General features: G+C 68.9%; 21 protein-coding genes and 1 tRNA gene. 11 read left to right on the forward strand and 11 right to left on the reverse strand.

Going from position 1 to position 25,022, the window contains the following annotated elements; genetic code table 11:
- The first annotated feature begins 114 nt into the window (after positions 1-114).
- On the forward strand, positions 115-513 hold the full coding sequence (locus tag ACK99Q_RS14020) for a hypothetical protein (protein WP_410186734.1): 399 nt from the start codon (positions 115-117) through the stop codon (positions 511-513).
- Here ACK99Q_RS14020 and ACK99Q_RS14025 read toward each other — a convergent pair.
- From ACK99Q_RS14025 to ACK99Q_RS14035, 3 genes are read right to left on the reverse strand one after another with little or no spacing between them, the layout of a single operon-like run.
- A complete protein-coding gene (locus ACK99Q_RS14025; protein ID WP_410186735.1) occupies positions 510-1,634 on the reverse strand; it encodes a patatin-like phospholipase family protein in 1,125 nt (374 codons plus the stop codon). The two genes, ACK99Q_RS14020 and ACK99Q_RS14025, sit on opposite strands and share 4 nt — an antisense overlap.
- Positions 1,618-4,503 carry a ThiF family adenylyltransferase gene (locus ACK99Q_RS14030; protein ID WP_410186736.1) on the reverse strand — a complete coding sequence of 962 codons (2,886 nt, stop codon included), beginning with the start codon at positions 4,501-4,503 and terminating at the stop codon, positions 1,618-1,620. Before ACK99Q_RS14030 ends, ACK99Q_RS14025 begins: the two co-directional genes overlap by 17 nt.
- Positions 4,504-4,509: 6 nt before the next feature.
- On the reverse strand, positions 4,510-5,892 hold the full coding sequence (locus ACK99Q_RS14035; protein ID WP_410186737.1) for a hypothetical protein: 1,383 nt from the start codon (positions 5,890-5,892) through the stop codon (positions 4,510-4,512).
- A gap of 317 nt (positions 5,893-6,209) precedes the next feature.
- Between ACK99Q_RS14035 and ACK99Q_RS14040 the strand changes: the two genes are divergently transcribed.
- Positions 6,210-7,589, forward strand: a complete 1,380-nt coding sequence (locus ACK99Q_RS14040; protein ID WP_410186738.1) for an MBL fold metallo-hydrolase — start codon at positions 6,210-6,212, stop codon at positions 7,587-7,589.
- A 406-nt stretch (positions 7,590-7,995) separates the two neighbouring features.
- Positions 7,996-9,198, forward strand: a complete 1,203-nt coding sequence (locus tag ACK99Q_RS14045; RefSeq protein ID WP_410186739.1) for a competence protein CoiA — start codon at positions 7,996-7,998, stop codon at positions 9,196-9,198.
- Positions 9,199-9,255: 57 nt separating this feature from the next.
- On the opposite strand, the gene ACK99Q_RS14050 is transcribed toward ACK99Q_RS14045, so the two are convergent.
- On the reverse strand, positions 9,256-9,498 hold the full coding sequence (locus ACK99Q_RS14050) for a DUF2188 domain-containing protein (RefSeq protein ID WP_410186740.1): 243 nt from the start codon (positions 9,496-9,498) through the stop codon (positions 9,256-9,258).
- 223 nt (positions 9,499-9,721) lie between these two features.
- On the opposite strand from ACK99Q_RS14050, the gene ACK99Q_RS14055 reads away from it, so the two are divergent.
- Entirely contained in the window at positions 9,722-9,991 is a 270-nt protein-coding gene (locus ACK99Q_RS14055; protein WP_410186741.1) for a helix-turn-helix domain-containing protein, read from the forward strand.
- A gap of 5 nt (positions 9,992-9,996) precedes the next feature.
- Here ACK99Q_RS14055 and ACK99Q_RS14060 read toward each other — a convergent pair whose 3' ends face one another.
- From ACK99Q_RS14060 to ACK99Q_RS14070, 3 genes are all read right to left on the reverse strand, one after another.
- Positions 9,997-11,268, reverse strand: coding sequence for a tyrosine-type recombinase/integrase (locus ACK99Q_RS14060; protein WP_410186742.1), 1,272 nt, complete (start codon positions 11,266-11,268; stop codon positions 9,997-9,999).
- A 139-nt stretch (positions 11,269-11,407) separates the two neighbouring features.
- Positions 11,408-11,493 (reverse strand) — tRNA-Leu (locus ACK99Q_RS14065).
- Positions 11,494-11,871: 378 nt separating this feature from the next.
- Positions 11,872-13,134, reverse strand: a complete 1,263-nt coding sequence (locus ACK99Q_RS14070; RefSeq protein ID WP_410186743.1) for a DUF445 domain-containing protein — start codon at positions 13,132-13,134, stop codon at positions 11,872-11,874.
- 82 nt (positions 13,135-13,216) lie between these two features.
- Between ACK99Q_RS14070 and ACK99Q_RS14075 the strand changes: the two genes are divergently transcribed.
- The 4 genes from ACK99Q_RS14075 to hrpA are packed head-to-tail and all read left to right on the forward strand — an operon-like array spanning position 13,217 to position 19,004.
- Positions 13,217-13,750: a DUF937 domain-containing protein gene (locus ACK99Q_RS14075; RefSeq protein WP_410186744.1), complete on the forward strand. Its 534-nt coding sequence runs from the start codon at positions 13,217-13,219 to the stop codon at positions 13,748-13,750.
- A 21-nt stretch (positions 13,751-13,771) separates the two neighbouring features.
- Positions 13,772-14,668 carry a neutral zinc metallopeptidase gene (locus tag ACK99Q_RS14080; protein ID WP_410186745.1) on the forward strand — a complete coding sequence of 299 codons (897 nt, stop codon included), beginning with the start codon at positions 13,772-13,774 and terminating at the stop codon, positions 14,666-14,668.
- Positions 14,665-15,414 carry a CPBP family intramembrane glutamic endopeptidase gene (locus tag ACK99Q_RS14085; RefSeq protein WP_410186746.1) on the forward strand — a complete coding sequence of 250 codons (750 nt, stop codon included), beginning with the start codon at positions 14,665-14,667 and terminating at the stop codon, positions 15,412-15,414. Before ACK99Q_RS14080 ends, ACK99Q_RS14085 begins: the two co-directional genes overlap by 4 nt.
- A gap of 11 nt (positions 15,415-15,425) precedes the next feature.
- Positions 15,426-19,004, forward strand: a complete 3,579-nt coding sequence (gene hrpA / locus ACK99Q_RS14090) for an ATP-dependent RNA helicase HrpA (RefSeq protein WP_410186747.1) — start codon at positions 15,426-15,428, stop codon at positions 19,002-19,004.
- A 1-nt stretch (position 19,005) separates the two neighbouring features.
- Here hrpA and ACK99Q_RS14095 read toward each other — a convergent pair whose 3' ends face one another.
- Positions 19,006-19,368 (reverse strand): FKBP-type peptidyl-prolyl cis-trans isomerase, encoded by a 363-nt coding sequence (locus ACK99Q_RS14095; protein WP_179424703.1) that lies wholly within the window; start codon positions 19,366-19,368, stop codon positions 19,006-19,008.
- A 19-nt stretch (positions 19,369-19,387) separates the two neighbouring features.
- Between ACK99Q_RS14095 and ACK99Q_RS14100 the strand changes: the two genes are divergently transcribed.
- Complete coding sequence (locus ACK99Q_RS14100; RefSeq protein WP_410186748.1) at positions 19,388-20,407, forward strand: zinc-binding dehydrogenase; 1,020 nt, start codon at positions 19,388-19,390, stop codon at positions 20,405-20,407.
- A gap of 15 nt (positions 20,408-20,422) precedes the next feature.
- Here the strand turns inward: ACK99Q_RS14100 and ACK99Q_RS14105 are convergent, their stop codons facing one another.
- Positions 20,423-21,640 carry an acyl-CoA dehydrogenase family protein gene (locus ACK99Q_RS14105; RefSeq protein ID WP_410186749.1) on the reverse strand — a complete coding sequence of 406 codons (1,218 nt, stop codon included), beginning with the start codon at positions 21,638-21,640 and terminating at the stop codon, positions 20,423-20,425.
- 13 nt (positions 21,641-21,653) lie between these two features.
- The gene (locus ACK99Q_RS14110) at positions 21,654-22,943 is read right to left on the reverse strand and encodes an acyl-CoA dehydrogenase family protein (RefSeq protein ID WP_410186750.1); all 1,290 of its coding nucleotides are present in this window, start codon (positions 22,941-22,943) and stop codon (positions 21,654-21,656) included.
- 135 nt (positions 22,944-23,078) lie between these two features.
- Here ACK99Q_RS14110 and def point away from each other — a divergent pair, with 135 nt between their 5' ends.
- A complete protein-coding gene (gene def / locus ACK99Q_RS14115) occupies positions 23,079-23,684 on the forward strand; it encodes a peptide deformylase (protein ID WP_410186751.1) in 606 nt (201 codons plus the stop codon).
- Here the strand turns inward: def and ACK99Q_RS14120 are convergent.
- A complete protein-coding gene (locus tag ACK99Q_RS14120) occupies positions 23,671-24,471 on the reverse strand; it encodes a TrmH family RNA methyltransferase (protein WP_410186752.1) in 801 nt (266 codons plus the stop codon). The two genes, def and ACK99Q_RS14120, sit on opposite strands and share 14 nt — an antisense overlap.
- An 18-nt stretch (positions 24,472-24,489) precedes the next feature.
- On the opposite strand from ACK99Q_RS14120, the gene ACK99Q_RS14125 reads away from it, so the two are divergent.
- Positions 24,490-25,017, forward strand: a complete 528-nt coding sequence (locus ACK99Q_RS14125; protein ID WP_410186753.1) for a YbhB/YbcL family Raf kinase inhibitor-like protein — start codon at positions 24,490-24,492, stop codon at positions 25,015-25,017.
- The last annotated feature ends 5 nt before the right edge of the window (positions 25,018-25,022 follow it).

The raw sequence follows: 25,022 nt of genomic DNA on the forward strand, positions 1-25,022 counted from the left end.
AGACAGGCCGCCGGGTCTTCGATGAGGCAAGGGGCCAGATAGCGGTCGGGAAAGTCGTCTCGCGCTCTGGTCGGCGCCAGCGTGCATCATGGACGCGCTTGGCCTGGTGGAACCATGACGCTCGATGATGAAGACCCGTTCGGTGACCATGTTCCCGAGCGCGCGCCGAAAGCCGCAGGCAAAGCAGCGATACGGCAACAAGGTGGTTATCACCATCAAGACGGCACCAAACCCATCCGAGCGGCATGGCGAAAACGCGTGTGTCGCTGCATCGAGTTCGACGTGCTCGGCCGAGCTTCCTGGATTCGGTTCTGCTCGATCAACTTGCGGCTCCTGCAACACGACGACCCATTCAAGAACTGGGACGTGGTCACCGTCGACTGCGTCCCGGCAATGCAGGACGGACGAGTCGAGTCATGGAAGCCAGTCATCGCCACGATGGAGACGGAGCCGCACCTACGATGCCGGGCTGGCCTACTCGGCGCGGCTCGAACAGGCCTGCGCTTCTGCTAACCCAGTTCTGGGCAGTAGTAGCCCACTAGGCAGCGCGTTAGCTGCTCTCCTCGAGTCGTGAGGCGGCGCACGTCATCGGCGCCCATGGCTGCGAAGTTGGTCGGATAGTCCACGACCTCGTCTCCGCCGACCAGGTCCGCAACGGGCCGCGGCAGGTTGCGGTCCTGCGTCGCCAGGTAGGTGTGCACGAAACCCCGCAGTTGACCGTGCTGCGCGGAGGCATGCAGCCGCGCGCGACCGCCGTCCTGGGTCTTGGCATAGGTGATGTCGAAACTGCGCGCCAGACGGAACGGAGACGTGTTGCCCGTGACCTTGCTTGTCCGGCCACGACCGGCGTCGATGGCGATCACGTAGTCCAGGTCGTAGACGTGCGAGGTGAAGCGGGCGACTCGGCCGGGCAGGAGTACTGACAGGCCGAGGTTGTCGTAGACGCCGCCGTCGGTGAGCGCCAGTCGCTCGGGAGCCACGGACCCGTCCCGCTTGCGGAAGTCGTAGACGCGGTCCAGGGCCGGCAGCAGGATCGGGAAGGACGCCGAGGCTGCGACCGCCTCTGCCACGCGGATCGGGTTGACGATGTCGCCGTACCGCGAGCAACTGCTCACGCGGCTGCCGAACCGTACGGCGTTGGTGGTGGTCAGGTCTGTCGCCGAGATCACCGTCGCCAGGTCAGGGTGTGTGACCTGGTCGAGAAGACGCTGCCCGAAGGGCCGAGAGGCGAAGGCTTCGGCCAAGGCGTCGGTACGGCTGCGGAGCTGGCCGTGCGCACGACCCTTATTCGTGAGACGTCGACGCACCAACGACCCGATCTTCTTCGCCCCAGAACTGGGAGCGAAGACACGGCGGGCCAGTTCCATCTGGAGGCCGGAGCGCAGCAGGTCCGTGACCGAGGCGTCGAACTCCTCGAAGGTGGCCGGGCCGTATGCCCACATGGCCGCCAGGAGGCTGCCGCCGCTGATTCCAGACACGACGCTGATCTCGTTGAGTAGCCCACGGTCGTGCAAGGCGCGCATGCTGCCGAGCCCGAAGGCGGTGGCGCGGAACCCGCCCCCGGACAGCGCCAGTCCGATTCGTGGCTTGTCGGGACCAGTCGAGGAACACCGAGCGTCATCGTTCAACGTCATGCACCTCATCGCCGTTCATGCTGTCGCAGGGATCGACTCGATCCACCTTGAAGGAACCCTCGGAGTAGCCGCCCGCGTAGTAGACGCCAACCGGTGGCATTTGAAGCATTCGCTGGTAAGCCGTCAGCACAGCGTAGGGGTCTGCGCCCATCGCGCCGCCGGGTTGGGCTCCGGGCGTGACGGACGGCTCTGCGCCGTGGTTCGGACTGCCCGCGGGTCTCTCGACTACTCGGGCGAACACGCGAGGAAGCGGGTCGGGGCTGCCGGGCACCGGGTTCCCGTCGGGTCCATCTCGCCATGACTCCCACTGCTGTGCCGCACCGCCGAGAATGACCATCAGCGCTCGACGCCCGCCCGTCGTGAAAGAGGTCAGGACGGTGATGCCTGCCTCGTCGGTGGGGCTCGGCCAGGCGCGGCCATAGGGGTGGCAGTGCCAGATGCCGACGAACCGGGTCAGTTTGCCGCTGCGCTGCGAAACGCGGTCCATGTAGTCCTGCGTGCCGTCCACGCCGTGGAAGAAGTAGCCCTCGGATAACAGACTGTCGGGCGCCGGCCCGGTGGCGACGTCGACGATGACGGTGCGGGACGCCTCGTCAAAGAAGCCGAGCATCAGCCCGCCGGTCTCGACGCCGGGGCCGCGAGTGCGCGCACCTCGGCGCACCTCGCTCCTCATCTCGAGAAGCGCCTCAGCGCTGATCCTGACTTCCAAGCCGCTCGTGGGGTCCAGCTGGACCAGATCGTCGTGCCAACTCATCTCCTCGACGGCTGCGCGACTAGCTACTGACGACCCCGGACGAGCAACCCGGAAGCCGGCGGCGCGCATGCGTGGCAGCCGGCTGGCTTCTGGGGAAGTCCCATCACCGCTGTAGCGACCAGTACGTGCCGCCTGGTCAATCTCGTCGAGCGCCGCGATGGCGTACCCGAACATGGTCGACGCAAGTGCGGTCACGTCGCTGGCCGAGCCCGTGAAGGTCGGCTCTGAGCAACCCGGCTCGGGGAAGAACATCTCGGTTCGCGGCGGATCGGGAAAGAAGTCGTCAACGATGTCGCCCCACGACGAGCGCGCCACATCCCGCCCTCTGATCGCCACACGCCGCAGGAGCTCGTGGCTGCTCGACGAGGCGCCCGCCCCGGCGACGATGGCCAGTCCACGAGTTGCTTGGTGTCCCACGAGCATTGTGATCACCGGTGGCCAACTCGCGCGTTGCGAGACGCGTAGTCGCTCGAGGACGGCGCGCGTGCCGGCATCAGCAGTCGCATCGATCACCAGGTCGCAGGAGTCCATCGAGACCCAGAACGGGTTCGCTCCGCTACTGTGGCCGTCGATGAACAGGTCCCGGCAGTCCTCCGTTACGGCGGTGACCACGTCGTCGTGAACGATCGTGTTGAGCCGCAACGCCAAGGCTTTGGCCTTGGCCTGCCCCACGTCTCGGTCGTAGTAGGGCTGTCGGACCAGGATCCCTGGCGTGACGACACCGTCGTCGACGATGACGAGGTTCTCGCATCCCAATCGGACGCATTGCTCGGCCACCACGGCACCGATGGCACCGGCGCCGAGGAGCACGACGTTCTTGCGTGCGAGCCATTGGCCCGGCGATCCCTCATCACGTCGGCGCGTGACCTCGGGCCTCATCTCGTGCACACGAATCCAGGCAACCTTCGCCTTGTCGATCCAGTCCTGGGCGAACGCATGGACCTTCTCGACCAGCTCCCGAGGAGGCTCCTGGAGCCGGCCGATCTGACGCAAGAAGCCAACGGCATCGACTCCCAAGCCGGTGAACTTCCAGGCGACGATGTGGGCGAGGCGCTCGGACTCGACGCGTCTGCTGGGCGTCGCCAGACCGACGATCAGGGGGTCACTGTCGACGTCGAACTCGGTGTCGCCAGTGTCGCCCGTACCGGGATCGCCGCCGTCGTTGTCGCCGGTGCCTTGGCCGCTCTCGGCGAGGGCGGCGTCGCGTTCGATCATCCTCATCAGTCGATTCATCCGACTTGCGAAGACGACGACATCGAGCAGGTCCTGAGTCGCGTAGCCCGCTTGCGCTAGTTTGTCCGCCAGGTCGGCGGCGTGCTTGGGGTACTCCCACCCGAGGCGAGTGTCGATCATGACCACGGGGATGACCATGAACCGCCTTCCGCGCTCGTCGAGCGGGCGAAGGCCGTCCTGGAGGACCTTGTCGTAGGTCTCAAGGAGCGTGAGCCACTCGAGCACCTCAAAACGGGTGCCGTCATGGACGCACCATCCGTAGGCGACCTCGTGCGGCGCCTGGTGGGCACTGGGCATCTCCGCCGGCCCCGGCGTCTCCTTGTCCCAGGGCACGCGGTCGCCGAGGTCGGGTCGCACCACGAGGCGACCCGCGGTCGGGGTAGTAGCAGTCGAGGGAGGGTGCAGTGGGCGATCGTCGGGATCGAGCGTGCCTGCAGCGGCGTTCTCCAACCAGGCAAGGAGCCGTTCGAGGAAGCCACGCATTCCGTCCGCTGAGTTCCACTCGACCGATTCCGCGGCATACAGGCACAAAAAAGTGCCCCACTGGACGTGCGGGCTCCCCGCCCAGCGGCGGTGATCCGCGTAGACCCTGGGAGGTGTGAACGGGAACCTGTCGCCGACGTAGACACGGAACCGCTCGCGGGGACGAAGCCGCACTCCAGGGCCAGGCGCGATCCCGTCGGTGGACAACGAGAACACGAACGGTGCCCCCGCCTCGGTCGACTCCGTAATGATCTCGAGGCCCCCGGCAGAGATCGCAGCGAGCTCGGCCAACTGCAGAGCAGCCAGTTCCGGCCCGAGGGTGGGGGCCGGAGCGAAGGAGGCGAGCGACTCCGCGGGGTGCTGACCGTCGGCAGGCTCGTGGTCGACTGGATCAGCCACGAGCGATCACCTGCCGAAGCCGACCGGCGGAGGGGCTGCGTCGCCGCCGCGGTCGGAGGTGATGGCGGCGCGCAGACGCTCGAGGCTGCTGCGTCCGTCTCCAGACTCGCCGCCAGCACTCATCGCGGCGGCCGAACCCTCACCGGCGGAGGCGAGCGTGGCGGCCGCTGCGACGGCCGCCAGACGGCGGCCCATGGGCAGGGAGCGTGAGGCGTGCGTGAGCGACTTCGACAAGAGCACCTCGGCGGCCTCCTCAACATCTTCCTCGCGGATGATCCGGGCGCCATTCTCATCGACGGCGAAAACGACGGGGGCGACAGCGTCACCGCTGGGCCACGACATCGTCACAATGACCTCGTCGACGACCTCGCTGTAGCGGTTGTAGGCCTTCAGGTGCGGCGGGTTGTCCCGGGGCTTGTCCTGGGGCGGGATCGGGCCGCTGCTGCACACGACGACGGCGCCCGCGGCCGCGTGACGCTCGAAGGCCTCGATCACGTTGTTCTGGAGAACGTCCTTGCCATCAGCGTCGGGCAAGTACATGACCTTCTTGGAGCAGTGGTGCGGGGCGAGCAGGACGTCGTAGGAGAGGTACTCCTCGCGGCCCTTCTTCTCGCTGTAGTCGAAGATCTTCATGATCGTCTCGTGGGCGAGGTCGCCGAACATCAGCACCCGGCCACCGACGCCTGAGGCGTCGACGAGCGTGACGTGCATGGCCAACGAGGTGTCGTTCCGGGCACTCGCGCAGTCGTCCGCGAAGGGAGCGTGGATGAAGGCCTCGAACTTGTCGCTGCAGTCGTGTCCGTCGAGGACGGTGATCGACTTGCCCGGACCGGACTTGTACTCCGCGGGTAGCTCGGCGTACGCGTGCTGGTCGTGGTCGGTGTCGTAGCCGATGATGACGATGCGGTCGCCGCTCGCCGGCTCCTCGCCCTTCGCGATGGCAGCCTTGACGGCGGCGACCCGCCTCTCGGCCTCCTCCTGGAACGCCTTGGCGTCGGCGCACAGGTCCGGCGCGTACTCCAGCTGGTACTCGCGCCACAGACGCGGGGTGGCCCAGAGCTCGCCGATACGCACCTTGTCGAGGAGGTCTGCGAAGCCGAGGCAATGGTCCTTGTCGGCGTGCGTCAGCGCGAAGACGGCCAGGTACGGCTCGTCGTCGACCTTCGGGAGGGTCTCGGCGAGCAGGTCGACGACCGGCACCTCCGGGTTCGCCTCGTCATCAGCGAGGGCCATGTCGTGTAGGTCGATCTGCACGACCACCTCGTCCGAGACGACCAGCGTGGTGGAGTCGCCGGTTCCGACGGGCCAGAAGACCGCACCCATGTCGGGCGGGGCGTCGGTGTGGGCGAGCGAGGTTGAGCGGTCCGTCTCGGTCGGCGGCGGGGCCATGCTGTTCTCCTGCTTCCAGCAGTGCTGGAGGTCTTGATCCTCCCCGCGGTGTCCGCCCACCCGGGGGCTCGCGCGGCATGGGAGTGTCAGCTTCGAATCGTTGGGTTCATGAAAGCACGAGGCACCGACAGTTCACGACCGACTTGAGGCCCTGGGGTGTCCGTGACAGGGAAAGGCTCACAGGACGACGTCGCGACGAAGAGCCGCTGGCGACTCACATGAACAGGCGGAACCACAGGGAACGGCGCCCCGACCGTGTCCCTGGTTAGGTCACCTTCGCCCGGTCGGCACCCCGCGAGGAGTGCAAGGATTGCGCCATGTGGCCCTTCCTGTCGCTCGACGTTCTCAACGTGGGAGACGGAGCCTGTTCGGTGATCACCGAGTCGGACGATGAGCGGATGGTCCTCGACTGCGGGTCGTGGCGCTCCGGCGGCAGACCGCAGGCGCAGGCCCTGGCTCATGCTCTCGGTCGCAAGCTGCGTTCGGCCAAGACGTTGGCGGTCTCCCACTTCGATGCCGACCACTGGAAAGGTCTGGCCGCGCTGCCCTCGGAGGCACCGCGCGCCAATCTGCCTCAGCAGGTGCGGATCCGATACCCGGGACTTCCACGTCTGGCCCAAGAGACGACAGCCGCCTACCTGGCCTTGCGAGCGGTCGACGAGGGCGTGAGTCTGCGAGCTCAAGACCTCATCGCTGCATGGAAGACCGTGGCCGAGGTTGACGCGGAACCTCTGTTCGCTGGCTCTGAACTTCTGCTCGGGGACATGACGTTCGACGTCGTGTGGCCACCGAGAGATCTGCCGCGATCGTGGAGTGCCGCGGCTCAGCGCACTCTCGACGAGCTCACCGAACTGGCCGAACAGATCCCGTCCCTAGACCGAGCGCTCGATGAGGCATACCAGGACGCCTGGCCGGGGGCAGGACAACAGGCGGCACGCGAGGAGGGCTGGGGCTACGACCAAGAGGTCGGGTACCTGGCCGGGACAGCCGGGGATGAGGACCCGGAGCCAATCAGGACAGCAGACAACGCAGAACTCCCGCCACCCCCAGGCTCACGGGAGGATCTGGAGGCCGGTGTGGCATGGGACTTGGCCGGCGAGGGGGTGTGGGACGACGAGCTGCCGCCCCACCCCGAGAACTGGGAGCCGCTCGATCCTAGAGACGACCGTTCGCCGACGAACTCCGAGCACGGCCTGCCCGAGAACTGGCGTCAGGGACACGACCAGGCGCTTGATGGGCAACCTGGCGGGCAGGCAGTCGAGGACCTGCCCGGACCACGCGTGGGGCCGGGGCACTCCGGCCACACCGAGATGTTCGGCCCGGACAAGATCGGCATGCCACATCGGGAACGTCTGCGAGATCTCGCTCGTCGTCTGGGCGTGCTCAACAACCACCTGAGCCTGGTCCTGGCCGACCAGCAGACCGGTTTCGTGGCGCTCGGCGACACGCAGGGATGGTCGTTGCGTCACGTTGGACGCGAGCTGCTCAAGACCCAGAGCAGTTTCGATCTGGCCTTGGCTCCCCATCACGGCACCGTGAGGATGCCTCCGAAATTCCCCGAGATCGGTGTGTGCGTGCTTCAGAACGGCCCGTCACACCTGACGCGGGCCTACCGGCACCTGTCGAGTCACGGGTGCGGATTCGCGCTCTCGACAGAGGTGTCGGGAAACCTCCGGGTGCCATGGTGGCCTATCTGAGGCGGCGCGTACGCGCCCGTGGCTCATGTGTGATGTCCGCGGTCGTGCGGCGATGCAGGGATGACCGCCTGCTGGGGCCCGCGACGTACGCCGCTAGTACATCTATGGGACCGCGGTGGCGACTGCATGGTTGTCCCGTCCCGAGGTCCGCGGGTCGCCGTGCGTGGTTACGCGCCGTTCGGCCGCCTGTCGGTCGGCGCTCCCCGAACCGGCGACGTCCAACCCGGTCACCACGAAACGGGAGCAGTCGTAACCCGCGGAGGCCTTCAGTGCTCACACCGACACCGATCCGGACTTGCGCCACTCCGCCGCTAATGAACCGTAGCCGAGCCGGCCTTCGCGTCAGCTTTTAGTCAGAGGTTGGTGAACCCGCCCGAGAGTGTCGACCGCGCTGTCATCATGAATCATGCCCTTGTCCGCTGATCATGCTTCGTGGGGTCTGATTGATCTAAGCGCGGACCCGATCAATCCCAACCTCACGTGGCCGGATATCCACAGGGCAAAGCCGCGGGCGCCGCTCTCGTGTCGCGAGTGCAAGCAAAGTGTCCATCCGAAGCAGTCAAGGCTCGGTCATCAGTTCTTTGCGCACGACAAGGCCACGAACTGCGCCAGCGCGGGCGAATCTATGGCACATCGACTTCTCAAAATTCGACTTGCGAATGCGATCCGGGATGCCGGCTGGAATGCGGAACTTGAAGTCTCCGGTGAACGCTGGCGAGCGGACATCCTCGCGACGTGTCCGGTTAGCGGCCGCCGAATCGCCTTCGAGGCTCAGTTGGCTTCCGCCACGATCACCGACCTTTCGGAGCGGACTGCACGCTACGAGGACGATGGAGTCGAGGTCTGCTGGGTATCCGACGAGGGGAAGGTGTGGACGAGCGGCGTTCCGTCGATCGTCCTCCAGGGCGACTCGATCACGGCGGGCCTAGGCGCCAGCCGCGCGCGTGGCTGCGGCGGCGGATGCTATGCACCGATAGCCGGCTGCCCAGAGCATGCGGAATGGTCACCAGTGACCTTGGAACTGCAACCTTTTCTGCGAGGGCTCTTCGCCGGGTCGGTATTCGTCTATCGACATGACCGGTCGACGACTGTCTGGACGACGAGACCCCATGTCCACCGGGTGGATGAGCTAGCGCGTCGAGCTGAAGCTTTCGAAATGCGACGAAGAGCAGCGCTCGACGAGCAAGCGGCTCATCGCGAACGCATCCGAGCCCTGCTCGAGCGGCAGCAACGACTTCTCCGGCCAGCGATCGAATTCATCTTCCACCGTGATGGCATCTACGTCCGGGAGGAGAGCATCACACCCGAGTGGGCGATGGGAGTCCCGCTCACGTTCAAGGGCCGGCCCGTGGCGGTCATATGTCCTGTCGCCTCGCGGATCACACCTCGGCTCGCGCGTCGGCTGCTCTCGCTGACCGTCTTCGCGAGCACGGCCGCCGAGATGCAGCGCCTTGCCAAGGCGTGCGATCGCCAACAGAGAATTCAACTGTTAGAAGCCGGGGGCACGCCCATGGAGACGCCTGCGCAGCGTGAACCGCCGAAACACGCTGATCGACCAACGGACGCGCCTGCGGCTCAGATCATTTTGGAGTCAGGTCTCCGCACGTGACGCGGTCTTCGGCCTAGCAGGACGACACGGCCCCTCTCGAGACCGCATCGGCTGTACTCAGTGCTTCTTGTCCTTGGCGGGCGATTCATTCCCGGGCGCAACGGTGTCGGCGTCGCGGATCCGTCCGTCCGTCCCGTGGATGTACAGCTGGCCTCCACCGGCATCCCGGACCTGTGCCTTGGCCTCAGCTTCGGCCTCACGCTGGGTCCGAGTCTCCGCTGTCGACTTGCCGTCCCCGGTGACCTTGTAACCGTCTCTCCGATTACCCGAGACATCCCGACGATTCTGATTTCCAGCCATCACATGCCCCTTCGTCGACCACTGGTGGTCCCATGATGCGTCCCAAATGGCGTCCGGCGGTGATCTTTCGATCGCTGCTCAAGTTATGGGGCGCGCAGGTCAGGACCCGTCGTTTGGCCGTCAAGGCGTCGGGTGAACGCGAGTTTGTGCACACCTGATGGTTGCCCGGCGCGGCCATCGAATCGAAGGTCACGCGCCGAGCTCCACCTGGGAGGAGCGATCGATGTCGAGCGGACTCAATTTCGACCGAGGCGCGGACGATCTGCACCTATTGACCATCGCCGAGGCGGCGGCGTACCTGAACGTGCCGGCGCGCTGGGTTTCGGACGCGGTCCGCGCGCGAAAGATCCGCTGCACGCGGATCGGCAAGCATGTGCGCTTCCGGCTCGCTGATCTTGAGGAGCTCATCGAAGCTGGCGAGCAACCGGTACTCGAGCATCCGTCGAACGTCGCCGTGCTCCGGCGGGCATCGACCGGGCGCTCGCACCTGTGACGGGCTCACCCATCACCTCGCAACAGCCGCATGACTGGTCGGATGCGTCCACCGCTGAGCGCGGTCTCGATGATCTCGGAGATCAGCTCGTCTCCGGCTGGCAGCAGGTGTCCGTAGGTGTCGATGGTCGTGGTGATCGACTCGTGACCCAGGCGCGCTTGGATGTGCGGCAGCGGTGCGCCGCCGGCAATGAGCCAGGCGACGTGGGTGTGGCGCAGGTCGTGGAATCGGAACGGCGCGATCCCGGAAGCTTGAAGGTCCCGCTGGAGTGGCTGCCATACCCGCTCGTAGAAGTCGCTGTTGTGGATCGCCAGCCCGGTCGGCGAGAGGAAGACGACGTCGTCAGCCGGTCGACCCTCAACCAAGGGACGCAGCAGGTCCACGAGCGCTGGTGCGACTGTGACGGTGCGGCGTGACTTCGGGGTCTTGGGGTTGCCGAGGTGATGTCCGCGCATGGCGTGTTTGGGCCGCACGAGCTTCTTGAGCCATCCGGGCGTCTCGGTCTCGCCGTCCTCGCCGTCGCGCTTCCACGCCTTGTTGACCCGGACGGTGCCGTGCTCGAGGTCGATGTCGCTGCACCACAGCGCGGTGACTTCGCCGAATCGCAGGCCGGTGCCGACGGTGAGGGTGAGCAGGTCCTGGGCATCGGCCGCGAGCTGGGCGGCGATTCGGAACTCGTCCTCGGTCAGGAAGCGCAGGTCGGCCTGGGACTGGCGGATCCGCGAGCGCTTGGGCGCGGTGCGCGCGCACGGGTTCTCGTCGACCTGACCTTCCTCCTTGGCGTAGGTGAAGATGCCGAAGAGCAAGCCGTGGTAGTTCGCCTTGGTCTTGATGGAGCGGTCCCAGTCGATCAGCCAGGCCTTGATGTCCTTCTCGGTGATCGCATCGATGCGACGGTGAAAGATCCGGGCACCGCGGACCTCGGTGCGCGCCAAGACCTTCACCTGCGACAAGTAGCGCTTGCGCTGACCTGGCGACAGGTCGACGATCTGGCGGACGTACTCCTCGGCCACCTCGGCAAAGTACGGCGGCGGCACGTAATGGTCGGCGGGCGAGCGGACGAACCCCTCGCCCTTGACCCAGCCTTCTGGCCAGCGGTTGCCCGCCGCTTCGACCATCTTCTTGAAGCCTTCGGCGCGCGCGAGGTTCTGCGCGTCGGTGCCGGCGCTGAACGTTTCGTCTTGACGGACGCCGGCGCGGCCTCCACCCATCCGCCATTCGACGCGCACCGAGAGTCCGCCATCGGTCCTGCGTCGTCGCTTCTGAATCCATGCCATGTCGGGTGCTCCTCTGACCCTCGTTAGGTGTCATCGGTGCGCCCCGCGGGAGCCCATGTGCCGCCATGGTGCCGCCATGGCCGCAAATGCAAAGTGGCCCCGTCTGCGTTTCCGCAGATCAGGGGCCACTTCGCAGGTGTGTCCGAGGGGGGACTTGAACCCCCATGCCCGTAACCGGGCACTAGCACCTCAAGCTAGCGCGTCTACCAATTCCGCCACCCGGACAGGTGCGTTGTTCAACAGCAGTGAACTCTATCAGGCCCTTCGCGAGGCCATGAAGAAGGCCCCGGGAAGTATGAGTTCCCGGGGCCTTCGGATCGATGGTGCGTGATGGCTGCCTTCGTTTCAGGTCGCCCGTGAGGTTCCTTCCCACACCTGCATCACCAGGCGTGCTGCGTCGGGCTTGCGCCGTCTGCGTGGAGGGAGTCGGGGCTTCCTTCCCGCTCTCCCGGAGGAGTGCGTGAGTCATTTCTAGGGCACCGTGACGCACTGCACAAGAGGCTTTTTCGAAGTCATCGCAGGAATTTTCGCGTCCACAGGTTGTCCACACGCACGCGCGCTCCGGTCCACAGGCCGTCCACAGTCATCGTCCACAGCTGTGGATCACAGGACCTGCGCAACGGCGTGGATCACGAGTCCCGCGAGGCCTCCGACGACCGTGCCGTTGATGCGGATGAACTGCAGGTCGCGTCCGACGTGCAGCTCGATGCGCTCCGCGGTCTCCTGTCCGTCCCACCGCTCGACGGTCGCCGAGATGACCGTGGCGATCTCGGATCCGTAGTGCTCGACGACGTACGCCGCGGCGTCCCCGGCCCAGCCGTCGACGCGAGCGGCGAGCGCGGGGTCTGACTGGAGCCGCTCCCCCAGGGTCTCGATCTCCTCGACGACGCGCCTGCGCAGCACGCCGTCCTCGGCGGCGAGCGCCTCGATCAGGCCGCGGCGGAACGAGTCCCACAGCTTCACGGCGGTCGTGGCGGCCTTCGTCTGGGTCAGCAGCCGCGCCTTGAGCCGCTCGGCGCGCTCCATCGCCTCGGGGTCGTGCTGGAGGTCGTGCGCAAGGGTGACGAGCCAGTGGTCCAGCGCGATCCGAGCATCGTGGCGCGGATCGTCGCGGATGTCCCGGACCCACGTGAGCACCTCGCGGAACAGCCGCTCCGCGATCAGCGTGTTCGCCCAGCGCGGGGCCCAGTCGGGCGCGCGGGCGACGATCAGGTCGGTGATGCGCTCGGGGTGACGCTCCAGCCACCCGTGCAGCTCGTCCAGGCCGAGGTCGACCAGACCCGTGTGGGCGCCCTCGTCGAGCACCTCCGCCAGCAGCTGGCCGACTGCGGGGCTCAGCGGCTCCTCGAGCATGCGCGGCACGATCAGCTCGGTGACGACCGCCTGCACGTCCTCCTCCTTGACCCGGCCGAGCAGGTCCGAGGCGACGCGCGCGCCCTCGTCGACGAGCCGATGGGCGCGTCCCGGCACGCCGATCCACGCTCCGACGCGCTCGGCCGGACCGGCGGCGGCGATCCGATCGCGGATGACGTCCTCACGCAGGAAGTTCTCGGAGACGAAGTCCTGCAGGCTCGCGGCCAGCTGGTCCTTCTTTCTCGGGATGAGCGCCGTGTGCGGGATGGGCAGCCCCAGCGGATGGCGGAACAGCGCCGTGACGGCGAACCAGTCGGCGATCGCGCCGACCATCGCGGCCTCGGACGCCGCGTTCACGTACCCCCACGCACCGTCACGGCCGTGGGTCAGCGCGAAGACGATCGCGGCGACGACGAGCAACGACGTCGCCAGGGTCCGCATGCGTCGCAGACCCGCGCGGCGCGCCTCGTCGTCGCCCGTCATCGGCAGCACCGGGCTCATCACATCCGTCATGGCGACACCCTAGGCAGGATCGCGCGCGGCGATACGATCGAAGCGCCGGTCCGACGACGGGCCGCACGACGAAGGAGTCGCCATGGCCGGTCTCGACGAGCTGCGCAGCCTCATCCCCGTGGACCAGATCGCCGCCCGGCTGGGCGTCGACGCCGCGACCGCCCAGCAGGGCATCGACGCGGCCCTGCCGGCCCTGCTCGGCGGGCTCGACGCCAACGCCAAGGACCCCGCGGGCGCGGCATCCCTCAGCGGCGCCGTGGCCGGCAAGGACGCCTCGCTCCTCGACGGCGGGGTGGACGTCGACGCGATCGACACCGGCGACGGCGAGAAGATCGTCCGCAACGTCTTCGGCGAGAGGACCGACGACGTCGCCCAGGCGCTCGGCTCCTCCCCTGGCGCCCAGGACACGGGGCTGGTCAAGAAGCTGCTGCCGATTCTCGCGCCCATCGTCATGGCGTACCTGGCGCAGCACGTGACCGGCAAGGGAGGCAAGGCCTCGTCGGGCGGTGGCATCGAGGACCTGCTCGGGAGCATCCTCGGCGGTGGGACCTCCTCGGGCGCCGGCGGCGTCCTCGGCGGCCTGCTGGGCGGCCTTCTGGGCGGCGGGAAGCGGTGACCAGCGCCTAGAATCTGGCGCATGACGTTCAACGAGGGCGCACGCCTCGACACGAGCCAGGTCACCGGCGGCAAGGGCGGCGCCGTGATCGGCGGCGGCATCGGCGGCCTGGTCCTGATGCTGCTGGTCGTGTTCCTCGGCGGCAACCCCCTCGGTGGCGGCACGTCGTCGGGCTTCGACGTCAACCAGATCCTCACCGGCGGCAGCAACTCGTCGTCGATCGACGTGAGCGAGTGCCAGACCGGCGCCGACGCGAACGAGAACGACGTGTGCCGCATCGTCGGCACGGTGAACAGCGCCCAGGACTACTGGACCGACGCGCTCCCGGCCGACATCAACCGTCAGTACCGCGAGGCGCAGACCGTGATCTACTCCGGCGCCACGCAGTCGCCGTGCGGCACGGCCTCCAACCAGACCGGCCCGTTCTACTGCCCGTCCGACGAGCGCGTCTACATCGACGCCTCGTTCTTCGACCAGCTGAGCAGCCAGTTCGGCGCCGACGGCGGCAACCTCGCCCAGATGTACGTCGTCGCCCACGAGTACGGCCACCACGTCCAGAACATCCTCGGCATCCTCGCCCGCGGCCAGGACGGCCAGACCGGCCCGCAGAGCGGCGGCGTCCGCATCGAGCTCATGGCCGACTGCCTCGCCGGCGTCTGGGCCCACCACGCGGCCAGCACGCAGGACGACCAGGGCACGGCGCTCATCCAGCCGCTCACCCGGGCCGACATCGAGTCGGCGCTGTCGGCCGCAGCCGCCGTCGGCGACGACCACATCCAGGAGACGCTCGGCGGCGGCCGGGTCAACCAGGACTCGTGGACGCACGGATCGAGCGAGTCCCGCCAGCGCTGGTTCACGACGGGCTACGAGTCCGGCAACCTGAACTCGTGCGACACGTTCAACACGAACGACCTGTGACCACCGCACCCCGGCGCCTGCGCGCCGAGGTCTGGATCGTCCTCGGCCTCTCCCTCGGCCAGTCCGCCGTCTACGCGGTCGTCAGCCTGCTGCGCAAGCTCTCCGAGGGCTCGCTGCGCGACGCCACCGCCGGCCTCAACCAATCGCGTCACGCGATCCCGTGGCTCGACCTCACGTACCAGCTGCTCGCCATCGGCTTCGCGCTCGTGCCCGTCGCACTCGCGCTGTATCTGTTGAGCCTCGACCAGGCTCCGCCCGTGCTCAGGCGCCTGGGTCTCGACCGCGGTCAGCCGTGGCGCGATCTCGGCTTCGGCGCCGCACTCGCCGCCGTCATCGGCATCCCCGGGCTCGCGGTCTACTTCGGCGGGCGTGCGCTCGGGATCACCGCCGACATCGTGACGAGCCCCGACCAGCTGTACTGGTGGTCGATCTCGATCCTCGTGCTCTCCGCGGTGCAGAACGCGCTGCTGGAGGAGGTCATCGTCGTCGGCTACCTGATGACGCGGCTCAAGCAGTTCGGCTGGGGCCTGCCGGCGATCATCGCCACCTCGGCCCTGCTGCGAGGCAGCTACCACCTCTACCAGGGCTTCGGTCAGTTCCTCGGCAACGCCGCGATGGGCGTGGTGTTCGCGTGGTGGTTCCACCGCACCGGACGGGTCATGCCGCTCGTGATCGCGCACACGATCCTCGACGTCGTCGCCTTCGTCGGGTATGCCCTCTTCGCCGACGCCATCGGCCTGCGGTGAAGATGGGAGCGATGAGACTCGAGTTCGACCCCGCCCTGCCGATCGCCGCCCGGCACGACGAGATCCGTGACGCCCTCCGCGACCATCAGGTGGTCGTGGTGGCCGGCGAGACCGGATCGGGCAAGACGACGCAGCTGCCGAAGATCCTCGCCGAGCTCGGCCGGAAGCGGATCGCGCACACCCAGCCGCGCCGGATCGCCGCGCGCTCGGTGGCCGCCCGCATCGCGCAGGAGGTCGACGTCGAGCTGGGCGCCGAGGTCGGCTACGCCGTGCGCTTCGACGATCGTTCCGGCCCCGACACCGTCATCCGGCTCGTCACCGACGGCCTGCTGCTCACCGAGCTCCAGCACGACCGCCGCCTCGAGCGCTACGACACGATCGTCATCGACGAGGCCCACGAGCGGTCGCTCTCGATCGACTTCCTACTGGGCTACCTGCGCGAGCTGCTCCCCCGACGCCCCGACCTCAAGGTCGTCGTCACGTCGGCCACGATCGACGTCGAGCGCTTCGCCGAGCTCTTCAGCACCCCCGAGCGACCCGTGCCCGTCATCGAGGTCAGCGGCCGCACCTACCCGGTCGAGGTCCGCTACCGCCCGCTCGACCGCGACGACGACGTCATCGACGGGATCGTCAGCGCCGTCCGCGAGCTGCCGCGCGAGGGCGACGTCCTGGTGTTCCTGCCCGGCGAGCGCGACATCCGCGACACCGCCGAGGTCCTCGAGGGCAAGTCCCTCGGCGACGTCGTGCCCCTGTACGGCCGACTCGCCGCCCACGAGCAGCAGCGCGTGTTCCAGACCGGGCCGCGCCGGCGGATCGTGCTGGCCACGAACGTCGCCGAGACCTCGATCACCGTGCCGGGCATCCGGTACGTCGTCGACCCGGGGCTGGCGCGCATCTCCCGCTTCAGCGCCCGCCTCAAGGTGCAGCGACTGCCCATCGAGCGGATCTCCCAGGCCAGCGCCGCCCAGCGCGCGGGTCGCTGCGGCCGCGTCGCCGACGGCATCTGCATCCGCCTGTACGACGAGGAGGACTTCGAGTCCCGCCCCGAGTTCACCGACCCCGAGATCCAGCGCACCAACCTCGCCAGCGTCATCCTGCAGATGGCCGCGCTCGACCTCGGTGACATCCGCGAGTTCGGGTTCCTCGACGCGCCCGACCACCGTGCCGTCGCCGACGGCCTCACCCTGCTACGCGAGCTCGACGCGCTCGCTCCCCGGCTCGACGGCGGCGACCGCCTGACGAGGATCGGCCGCACGATGTCGCGGCTGCCGCTCGACCCCCGCCACGCGCGCATGGTGCTGGCCGCCGACCGGCTGGGCGTCCTTCCCGAGGTGCTCGTCATTGTCGCCGGCCTCTCGATCCAGGACGTGCGTGAGCGCCCGCTCGACAAGCAGCAGGCCGCCGACACGATGCACGCGCGCTTCCGCCAGCCCGACTCGGACTTCCTGAGCCTGCTGAAGCTCTGGGGCTACCTGCAGGAGCAGCGTGACGAGCTCTCGCACACGAAGTTCCGCCGGATGTGCCACGACGAGTTCCTGCACTACCTGCGCGTGCGCGAGTGGGCCGACGTGAACTCCCAGCTCCGCCGCACGGTGCGCGAGCTCGGCCTCAAGCCCGGGAAGGTGCGCAGCGAGCCCGACGCCGACGCGATCCACCGCGCCCTCCTGCACGGCCTGCTGTCGCACGTGGGCCTGCGCGACGCCGAGACCCGCGAGTACCTCGGCGCCCGCGGCGCGCGCTTCATGGTCTTCCCCGGCTCGGGCCTGGCCAAGAAGCCGCCGCGCTGGCTGATGGCCGGAGAGCTCGTCGAGACCTCGCGCCTGTTCGCCCGCGACAACGCCCGCATCGATCCCGCGTGGGTCGAGAAGGCCGGCGGCCACTTGCTGAAGCACCAGTACTCGGAGCCGCGCTGGTCGGCGAAGCGCGGCGCGGCCGTGGCCACCCAGCGGTCCACCCTCTACGGCCTGCCGGTCGTGGTCGACCGCACCGTGATGCTCGCCCAGCACGACGCCCCGCTCGCCCGCGAGCTTTTCATCCGCCACGCGCTGGTCGGCGGCGAGTGGCGCACCCACCACCGCTTCTGGCAGCGCAACCAGGACCGCATCGCGAGGATCGAGGAGCTCGAGGAGCGCGTCCGCACCCGCGGCATCCGGGTCGAGGACGAGACGCTCGTGGACTTCTACGACGCGCGGATCCCCGCCGACGTCGTCTCGGTGCGCCACTTCGACGCGTGGTGGAAGAAGCAGCCCGACAAGCGCATCCTCGACTTCACCGACGACCTGTTCCGCGCCGACGTGGACGCCGAGGCGTTCCCGACCTCGTGGACGTCGCAGAGCGCCGACTTCGACGCCGTGCTCGACGTGTCCTACCGCTTCGACCCGCAGGCCGCCGACGACGGCATCACGATCACGGTGCCGGTCGACGACCTGCTGACGATCGACGGCGACGAGTTCGCCTGGGGCGTGCCCGGCCGGCGTCTCGAGCTGGTCACCGAGCTGATCCGTGGGCTGCCGAAGTCCGAGCGCCGGCGGTTCGCGCCGGCGGCGCAGTCGGCCGAGCGCGTGCTGCCCTCGCTGGACACCTCGCGCGACCTGCGCGGCGAGCTGGGTCGCGCCCTCGAGGTGGACCCCTCGCTCATCGACCCCACGGCGCTGCCGGCGCACCTGCGCCCCACGTTCCGCGTGGTCGACGGCGAGAAGGAGCTGACCTCGGGCAAGGACCTGGAGGCGCTGCGCCGCGAGCTTGAGCCCCGTCTGCGCCGCGACCTGCAGCAGCGCGCCCGTCGCGAGGAGCGCACCGGCATCAAGGACTGGGACTTCGACGAGCTGCCCGTCAGCATCACGGCCGGCCAGGTCACGGGCTATCCCGCGATCGTCGACGAGGGTGACAGCGTGGCGCTGCGGGTCCTGCGAACCGAGGCGGAGCAGCGCGTCGCCACGGTGCGCGGCACGGCGCGGCTCATCGCGCTGTCGACCGGCTCACCGCTGAGCACGGTCGGGCGGGCGCTCTCGCTGCAGGACAAGCTGCTGCTGTCCACGTCGCCGCAGGGCGACGCGGCGGCCGTGATCGAGGAGTCGTGGCTGACGGCGCTGGACCACCTCGTGGTGCAGCACGGGGGCCCGGTGCGCGACGAGGCCGCCTATCGGCGCCTGCGCGATCTGGTGCGGGCCGACGCCGTGCCACTGACGGAGCGAATCGTGCGCCAGGTGATCACGGCGCTCCAGGCGCTCGGCGACCTGAGCCCCGGCACCGGTGAGGCCGCCGAGGACGTGCGCGTGCAGGTCTCGTGGCTCGTCCACCCTGGCTTCATCCGCGACATGGGCGCGGACCAGGTGGGGCGCCTCGCGGTCTACCTGCGGGCAGCGGCGAAGCGCCTGACGTCCACGAAGGACGCCGGCGAGATCTGGGACCTCGAGGCACGGTTCCACGAGCGCACGAAGGACCTGCGCCCGTGGCAGCGCCTCACGCCGCCCGTGCGGCGCGTGCGCTGGATGCTCGAGGAGCTGCGGGTGAGCACCTTCGCGCAGGAACTGCGGGCCGTCGGGCCGATCTCGGCCCAACGGGTGGCGAAGGCGCTCGCCGAGATCTAGCTCAGCCGACGCCGAGCAGGTCGATCACGAAGACCAGCGTGCGACCCGAGAGGCGGTGTCCGCCGCCGGCGGGGCCGTAGGCCAGCTCCGGCGGGGCGATGAGCTTGCGGCGGCCGCCGACCTTCATGCCGGGGATGCCCTGCTGCCAGGCGCCGATCAGCTGGGGCAGCGGGAAGCGGGCCGACTGGCCACGGTCCCAGGAGGAGTCGAACTGCTCGCCGGTCTCGAAGTCCACGCCCACGTAGTGGACGTCGACGACGCCGCCGTTGACCGCCTCGTCGCCGTCACCGATGGTGATGTCCTCGATCACGAGGTCGGTCGGGGCGGGGCCGGGGGTGAAATCGACTTCGGGCTTTTCACTCATGTCTGCCATCCTTGCACGCATGCGCGCGACAGTCCTTCACTCCCCCGGCGACATTCGACTCGACACCCTTCCCGATCCCGACCTCGAGGCCGACACCGACGCGATCGTGCGCGTCGTGGCCGCGTGCGTCTGCGGCAGCGACCTGTGGCCCTACCGCGGCCTCAACAAGCCGCAGACCGAGCCGCACCAGATCGGTCACGAGCACGTGGGCGTCGTGGAGCGGGTCGGCAGCGACGTCTCCGCGCTCTCGGTGGGTGACTTCGTCATCGCGCCGTTCATGTACAGCGACAACACGTGCGTCCACTGCCGCAACGGCGTGCAGACCTCGTGCGTCAACGGCGGCGGCTACACCGGCTGCCAGGCCGAGCTGGTCCGCGTACCGCAGGCCGACGGCACCCTCGTCACGGTTCCGGGCGAGGTCGGCGACGACCTCCTGCCCCACGTCCTGGCACTGACCGACGTCTTCCCCACGGGTCACCACGCGGCGGTCAGCGCGGGCGTCACCGCGGGCTCGACCGTCGTGGTCGTGGGCGACGGCGCGGTCGGCCTCTCGGCCGTGCTGGCCGCGAAGCGCCTCGGCGCCTCCACCGTGGTCGCGATGTCGCGGCACGCCGACCGCCAGGCGCTCGCCACGCAGTTCGGCGCCGACCACATCGTGGAGAAGCGCGACAAGGAGGGCGCGGCCGAGGTGCGCGAGATCCTCGACGGGATCGGCGCCGACGCCGCGCTGGAGTGCGTGGGCACGAAGGAGTCGATGAAGCAGGCGTTCCTGTCGCTGCGTCCCGGCGGCACGGTCGGCTACGTGGGCGTCCCCCACGGCGTCGAGCTCAACGTCCCGGCGATGTTCGGCCGCAACCAGGGCCTCGCCGGTGGCGTCGCGCCGGTGCGCGCGTACCTCGACGAGCTGCTGCCCGAGGTGCTCTCGGGCGATCTGCGGCCCGGCGCGGTCTTCGACCGCACGTTCGCGCTCGACGAGGTCGCCGACGCCTACACGGCGATGGACGAGCGGACCGCGATCAAGGCGCTGCTGCGTCCCTGATCGCGGCCCGTCGGGTCACCTCAGCTGCGAGCTGCTCAGGCCCAGCAGTCGTCGCGCGACGATGAGCTGCTGGATCTGCTGCGTGCCCTCGAAGATGTCGAGGATCTTGCTGTCGCGGGCCCACTTCTCGAGGAACTCGGTCTCGCTGTAGCCCAGCGAGCCCGCGAGCTCGACGCACTTGAGCGTGATCTGGTTGCCCGCGCGGCCGGCCTTCGCCTTGGCCATGGAGGCCTGCAGCGAGTTGGCCTGCCGGTTGTCCGCCATCCAGGCGGCCTCGAGGGTCAGCAGCAGCGCGGCCTCCCAGTCGGCCTCCATCTGGAGGAACTCGGCGACGACGTGCGGCTGGAGGGCCGGCGCGCGGTCGTAGTCCACGACCAGGCCCGACTGCTCGATGAGGTCGCGCATGACCTCCAGCGAGGCGCGGGCGCAGCCCACGGCCATGCCGGCCACGAGCGGACGCGTGTTGTCGAACGTGGCCATCGCGCCCGCGAAGCCCTGCTTCGTGTCGATCTCGGGGCTGCCGAGCAGGTTCTCGGCGGGAACGCGGCAGTTCTCGAGCACGATCACGGCGGTGTCCGACGCCCGGATGCCGAGCTTGTGCTCGAGACGCTCGACCCGGATGCCGGGCAGCGACTTCGGCACGACGAACGACTTGACCGCGGCGCGGCCGAGCGACTTGTCGAGGGTGGCCCACACGACCACCGAGTCCGACCGCTCGCCCGACGTGACGAAGATCTTCTCGCCGTTGAGGACGTAGTGGTCGCCGTCCTTCGTGGCGGTGGTCTTGATGGCCGCCGAGTCCGAGCCGAAGCTGGGCTCGGTGATCGCCATCGACGCCCACGTGCCCTTGAACCGCTCGGCCTGCTCGTCGGTGGCCACCGAGGCGATCGCCGAGTTGCCCAGGCCCTGGCGGGGCATCGACAGCAGCAGGCCGACGTCGCCCCAGCACATCTCGATGACCGAGAGCACCGACGCCATGTTGGTGGCGTTGCGGACGCCCTGGTCCTTCTTCTTCGTGTCGTCCTTGACGCGCACGCCGGCGGCACCGGCGCCCGTGCTGTTGCCCGACTCGTTGAGGCCGTCGATCAGCGAGGCCAGGAGGTCGAGCTCCTTGGGGTAGCTGTGCTCGGCCAGGTCGTACTTGCGCGAGTTGGCGCGCAGGAACTCGTTGGCGACGTCGTGCGCCTGCTGGACGAAGCCGCGGAACTTCTTGGGGGTCTCGAGGTAGATCATGATCGCTGCGCCCTCAGACGAGGACTGCTCCTTCCATCACGCCGACGGCACGCAGGTCGCGGTACCACCGTTCGACCGGGTGCTCCTTGACGAACCCGTGGCCACCGAGCATCTGCACGCCGTCGGTGCCGATCTTCATGCCGTACTCGGCCGCCAGGCGGCGGGCCAGCGCGGTCTCGCGGGCGAAGTCGGCGCCGTGCTCGGCGCGCGACGCGGCCTTGAGGGTGACCAGGCGCATGCCCTCGAGCTCGATCGCCATGTCGGCGACGGTGAACGCGACGGCCTGGCGGTGGGCGATCGGCTCGCCGAACGCCTCACGGGTCTTCACGTACTCGCTGACGTACTCCAGCACCGCACGGCCGGTGCCGAGCGCGAGCCCGGCCCAGGCGATCCGCGACAGACGGATCATCTCGCGGTAGTCGTCGGCCGAGCCGAGGATCGCGTCCTCGGCGACCTGGACGTCCGTCAGCTGGATGCGCGAGAGACCGGCGGCGCGCAGTCCCATGCCGGGGTCGGCCGCGACGGCGACGCCGTCGGTGCTCGCCTCGACGATGACCATCGACGGGCCGCGGCCCTCAACGTCGGCCGCGACGACCAGCAGCTCGGCCTCGGCACCGCGGACGGCACCGGACTTCACGCCGTTGAGGACATATCCGGAGCCGGCGCGCTTCGCGACCGTGGCGAGGGTGAACGGGTCGAACATCGGGACCGGCTCGGCCACGACGAGCGCGGCGGCCGGGACGTCGCCGTCGGTGAACGACGGCAGGTACGTCTGCTGCTGGCCCTCGGTGCCCCACAGCGAGATCGCCGTGGCGACGGCCGACGGCGCCAGGCACGCGACGGCCTGGCCCATGTCACCGTGCGCGAGTGCCTCGGCGACGAGGACGCCCGTGACGGCGGAGCGCTGCTCGGCCAGTCCGCCGAGCGTCTCGGGGATGTTGACGAGGCTGAGCCCGAACTCGGAGGTCTGCGCCAGCACCTCCTTGGGCGTGTCGTCGGCGGCCTCGGCCTGCTCGGCACCGGCGCGCAGCACCTCGGCGGCGAACTCGCCGATGACGTCGACCATCATCTGCTGGTCCTCGGTGGGCGTCAGGTCGAACACGCCGGACGGCTGTGCGGCCTCGACACGACTGCCCTGCGAGCTGCCGGAGACCTTGGTGAACGTGCGCTGTGCCGCGCCGATCGCCTGGAATCCCGCCTTCGTCGATCCGTGGACCGCCCGCTCGGCGAACTTGCGCAGGCCGATGCGGTCCAGCGTCTCGGAGGCCGCCAGCTTGTTCAGTGCGCGAAGTCCGTAGGCCATGGGGTCTCTACCCGCCACGTTCACTCCCTCGGTGATTGCCGAAACTGCCGTTTACAGTTTCACATACCGAGAGTATCTGAAATCGGTGTCAGTTGCCAACGCTTTGCGCGTGTCGGCCAGTCGATAGGCTGAGGCGTGCCCGAAACGCCCTCCGCCGACCAGTCCCGCCCGCTGCCCACCGGTGGCTCCGTCCGCCCCATCACCCGCTGGGGAACGCCGGTCATGCACCACGAGCTGCGCGACGTCACCACGTTCGACGACGAGCTCGCCACCCTCGTGGCCGACATGGTCGCCACGATGTACGCCGCCGAGGGCGTCGGCCTCGCCGCCAACCAGGTCGGCGAGGACCTCAAGGTCTTCGTCTTCGACTGCCCCGACGCCGACCACCAGCGCATCACGGGCGTCGTGTGCAACCCCGTGCTCCGCCTCCCCGACGGTACCGACCGCAAGCTCGACGTCGCCGACGAGGGCTGCCTCTCGCTGCCCGGCGCGTTCACCGAGTGCGGTCGCCCCGACCACGCGTGGGTCACGGGCGTCGACCACACGGGCGAGCCCGTCGCGTTCGAGGGAACCGGCCTGCTGGCTCGTTGCCTCCAGCACGAGACCGACCACCTGTTCGGCACGGTCTTCGGCGACCGGGTGCCCGAGAAGGCGCGCAAGAAGCTCTACAAGCAGCACAAGACGCTCGCCGAGGACTACCCCGACGACTGGCCCGTGGGCGAGGACCCTAGCGCCGACTGAAGTGCCAGCAGGCGATCGCCGTCGACGCCGCCACGTTGAGCGAGTCGATACCGGCCGCCATCGGGATGATGACGCGGTGGTCGGCCTCGCGCTGCCAGTGCTCGGTCAGGCCCGGTCCCTCCGAGCCGACGATCACCGCCGCGCGCTCGGCCGGCTCGACGTCCTCGAGGCTGACCGCGTCGTCGGCCAGCGTCATCGCGTAGGTCGTGAAGCCCAGCTCCCGCAGCAGCGCCGGCGCACCGTACCAGTCGTCGAGGCGGGCCCACGGCAGCGAGAACACCGCACCCATCGCCACCTTGATCGAGCGCCGGTACAGCGGATCGGCGCAGCGGGGTGAGAGCAGCACCGCGTCGAAGCCCAGCGCCGCCGCGTTGCGCATGATCGCCCCGATGTTCGTGTGATCGACGAGGTCCTCGGCCACGAGCACGCGACGGACCGAGGTCAGCACCTCGCGAGGCTCGCGCTCCGGCGGCCGCTGCATCGCCGCGAGCGCCCCACGGTGCACGTGGAAGCCGGTGACCTGCTCGATCGCCTTCTCGGTCAGCACGTAGGCGGGCGCGTCGGTCGACTCGAGGACGTCGGACAGGTTGTCGAGCCAGCGCGGGGCGAGCAGCAGCGACTTCGGCGTGTGCCCGGCGGCGACCGCGCGGTGGATCACCTTCTCGCCCTCGGCGATGTAGATCCCGCGCTCCTGCTCGACGGTCGTCCGCAGCTGCACGTCGCGCAGGTCGGTGTAGTCGCGGAGCCGCTCGTCGCGGGCGTCATCGAGTGCGATCAGGTCGGCCACCGCACTAGGTTAGGTGGCATGAGCCTCGACCGACCCGTGACTCCCGATCCGTACCCGCTGCTGCCCGCCGCCGCGTCCTTCACCGTCACCAGCGACGACGTGACCGACGGCGCCTCCCTCAAGGAGGACCAGGTCAACGCGCACGGCGACACCTCGCCGCACCTGGCGTGGAGCGGAGCCCCCGAGGGCACGAAGTCCTTCGTCGTCACGTGCTTCGACCCCGACGCGCCGATCGTGTCGGGCTTCTGGCACTGGGCGGTGGTCGACATCCCCGCCGGCGTCACCGAGCTGGCCACCGGCGCCGGCGCGAGCGACGAGACCCTCCCCGGCAACGCCTTCCACGTGCGCAACGACGGCGGCGGCCTCAACTTCATGGGCGCGGCGCCGCCGGAGGGCGACCAGCCCCACCGCTACTACTTCGTCGTGCACGCCGTCGGCGAGGAGACGCTGGGCGTGGACGCGTCGGCCTCCCCCGCCGTCGTCGGGTTCAACCTGGCGTTCAAGACGCTGGGCCGCGCGATCATCCACGGCACCTGGCAGTGGTGACCCCG

Origin of the sequence: Aeromicrobium sp. MLTX1, from assembly GCF_046452335.1 — a bacterium.
Classification (GTDB): domain Bacteria; phylum Actinomycetota; class Actinomycetes; order Propionibacteriales; family Nocardioidaceae; genus Aeromicrobium.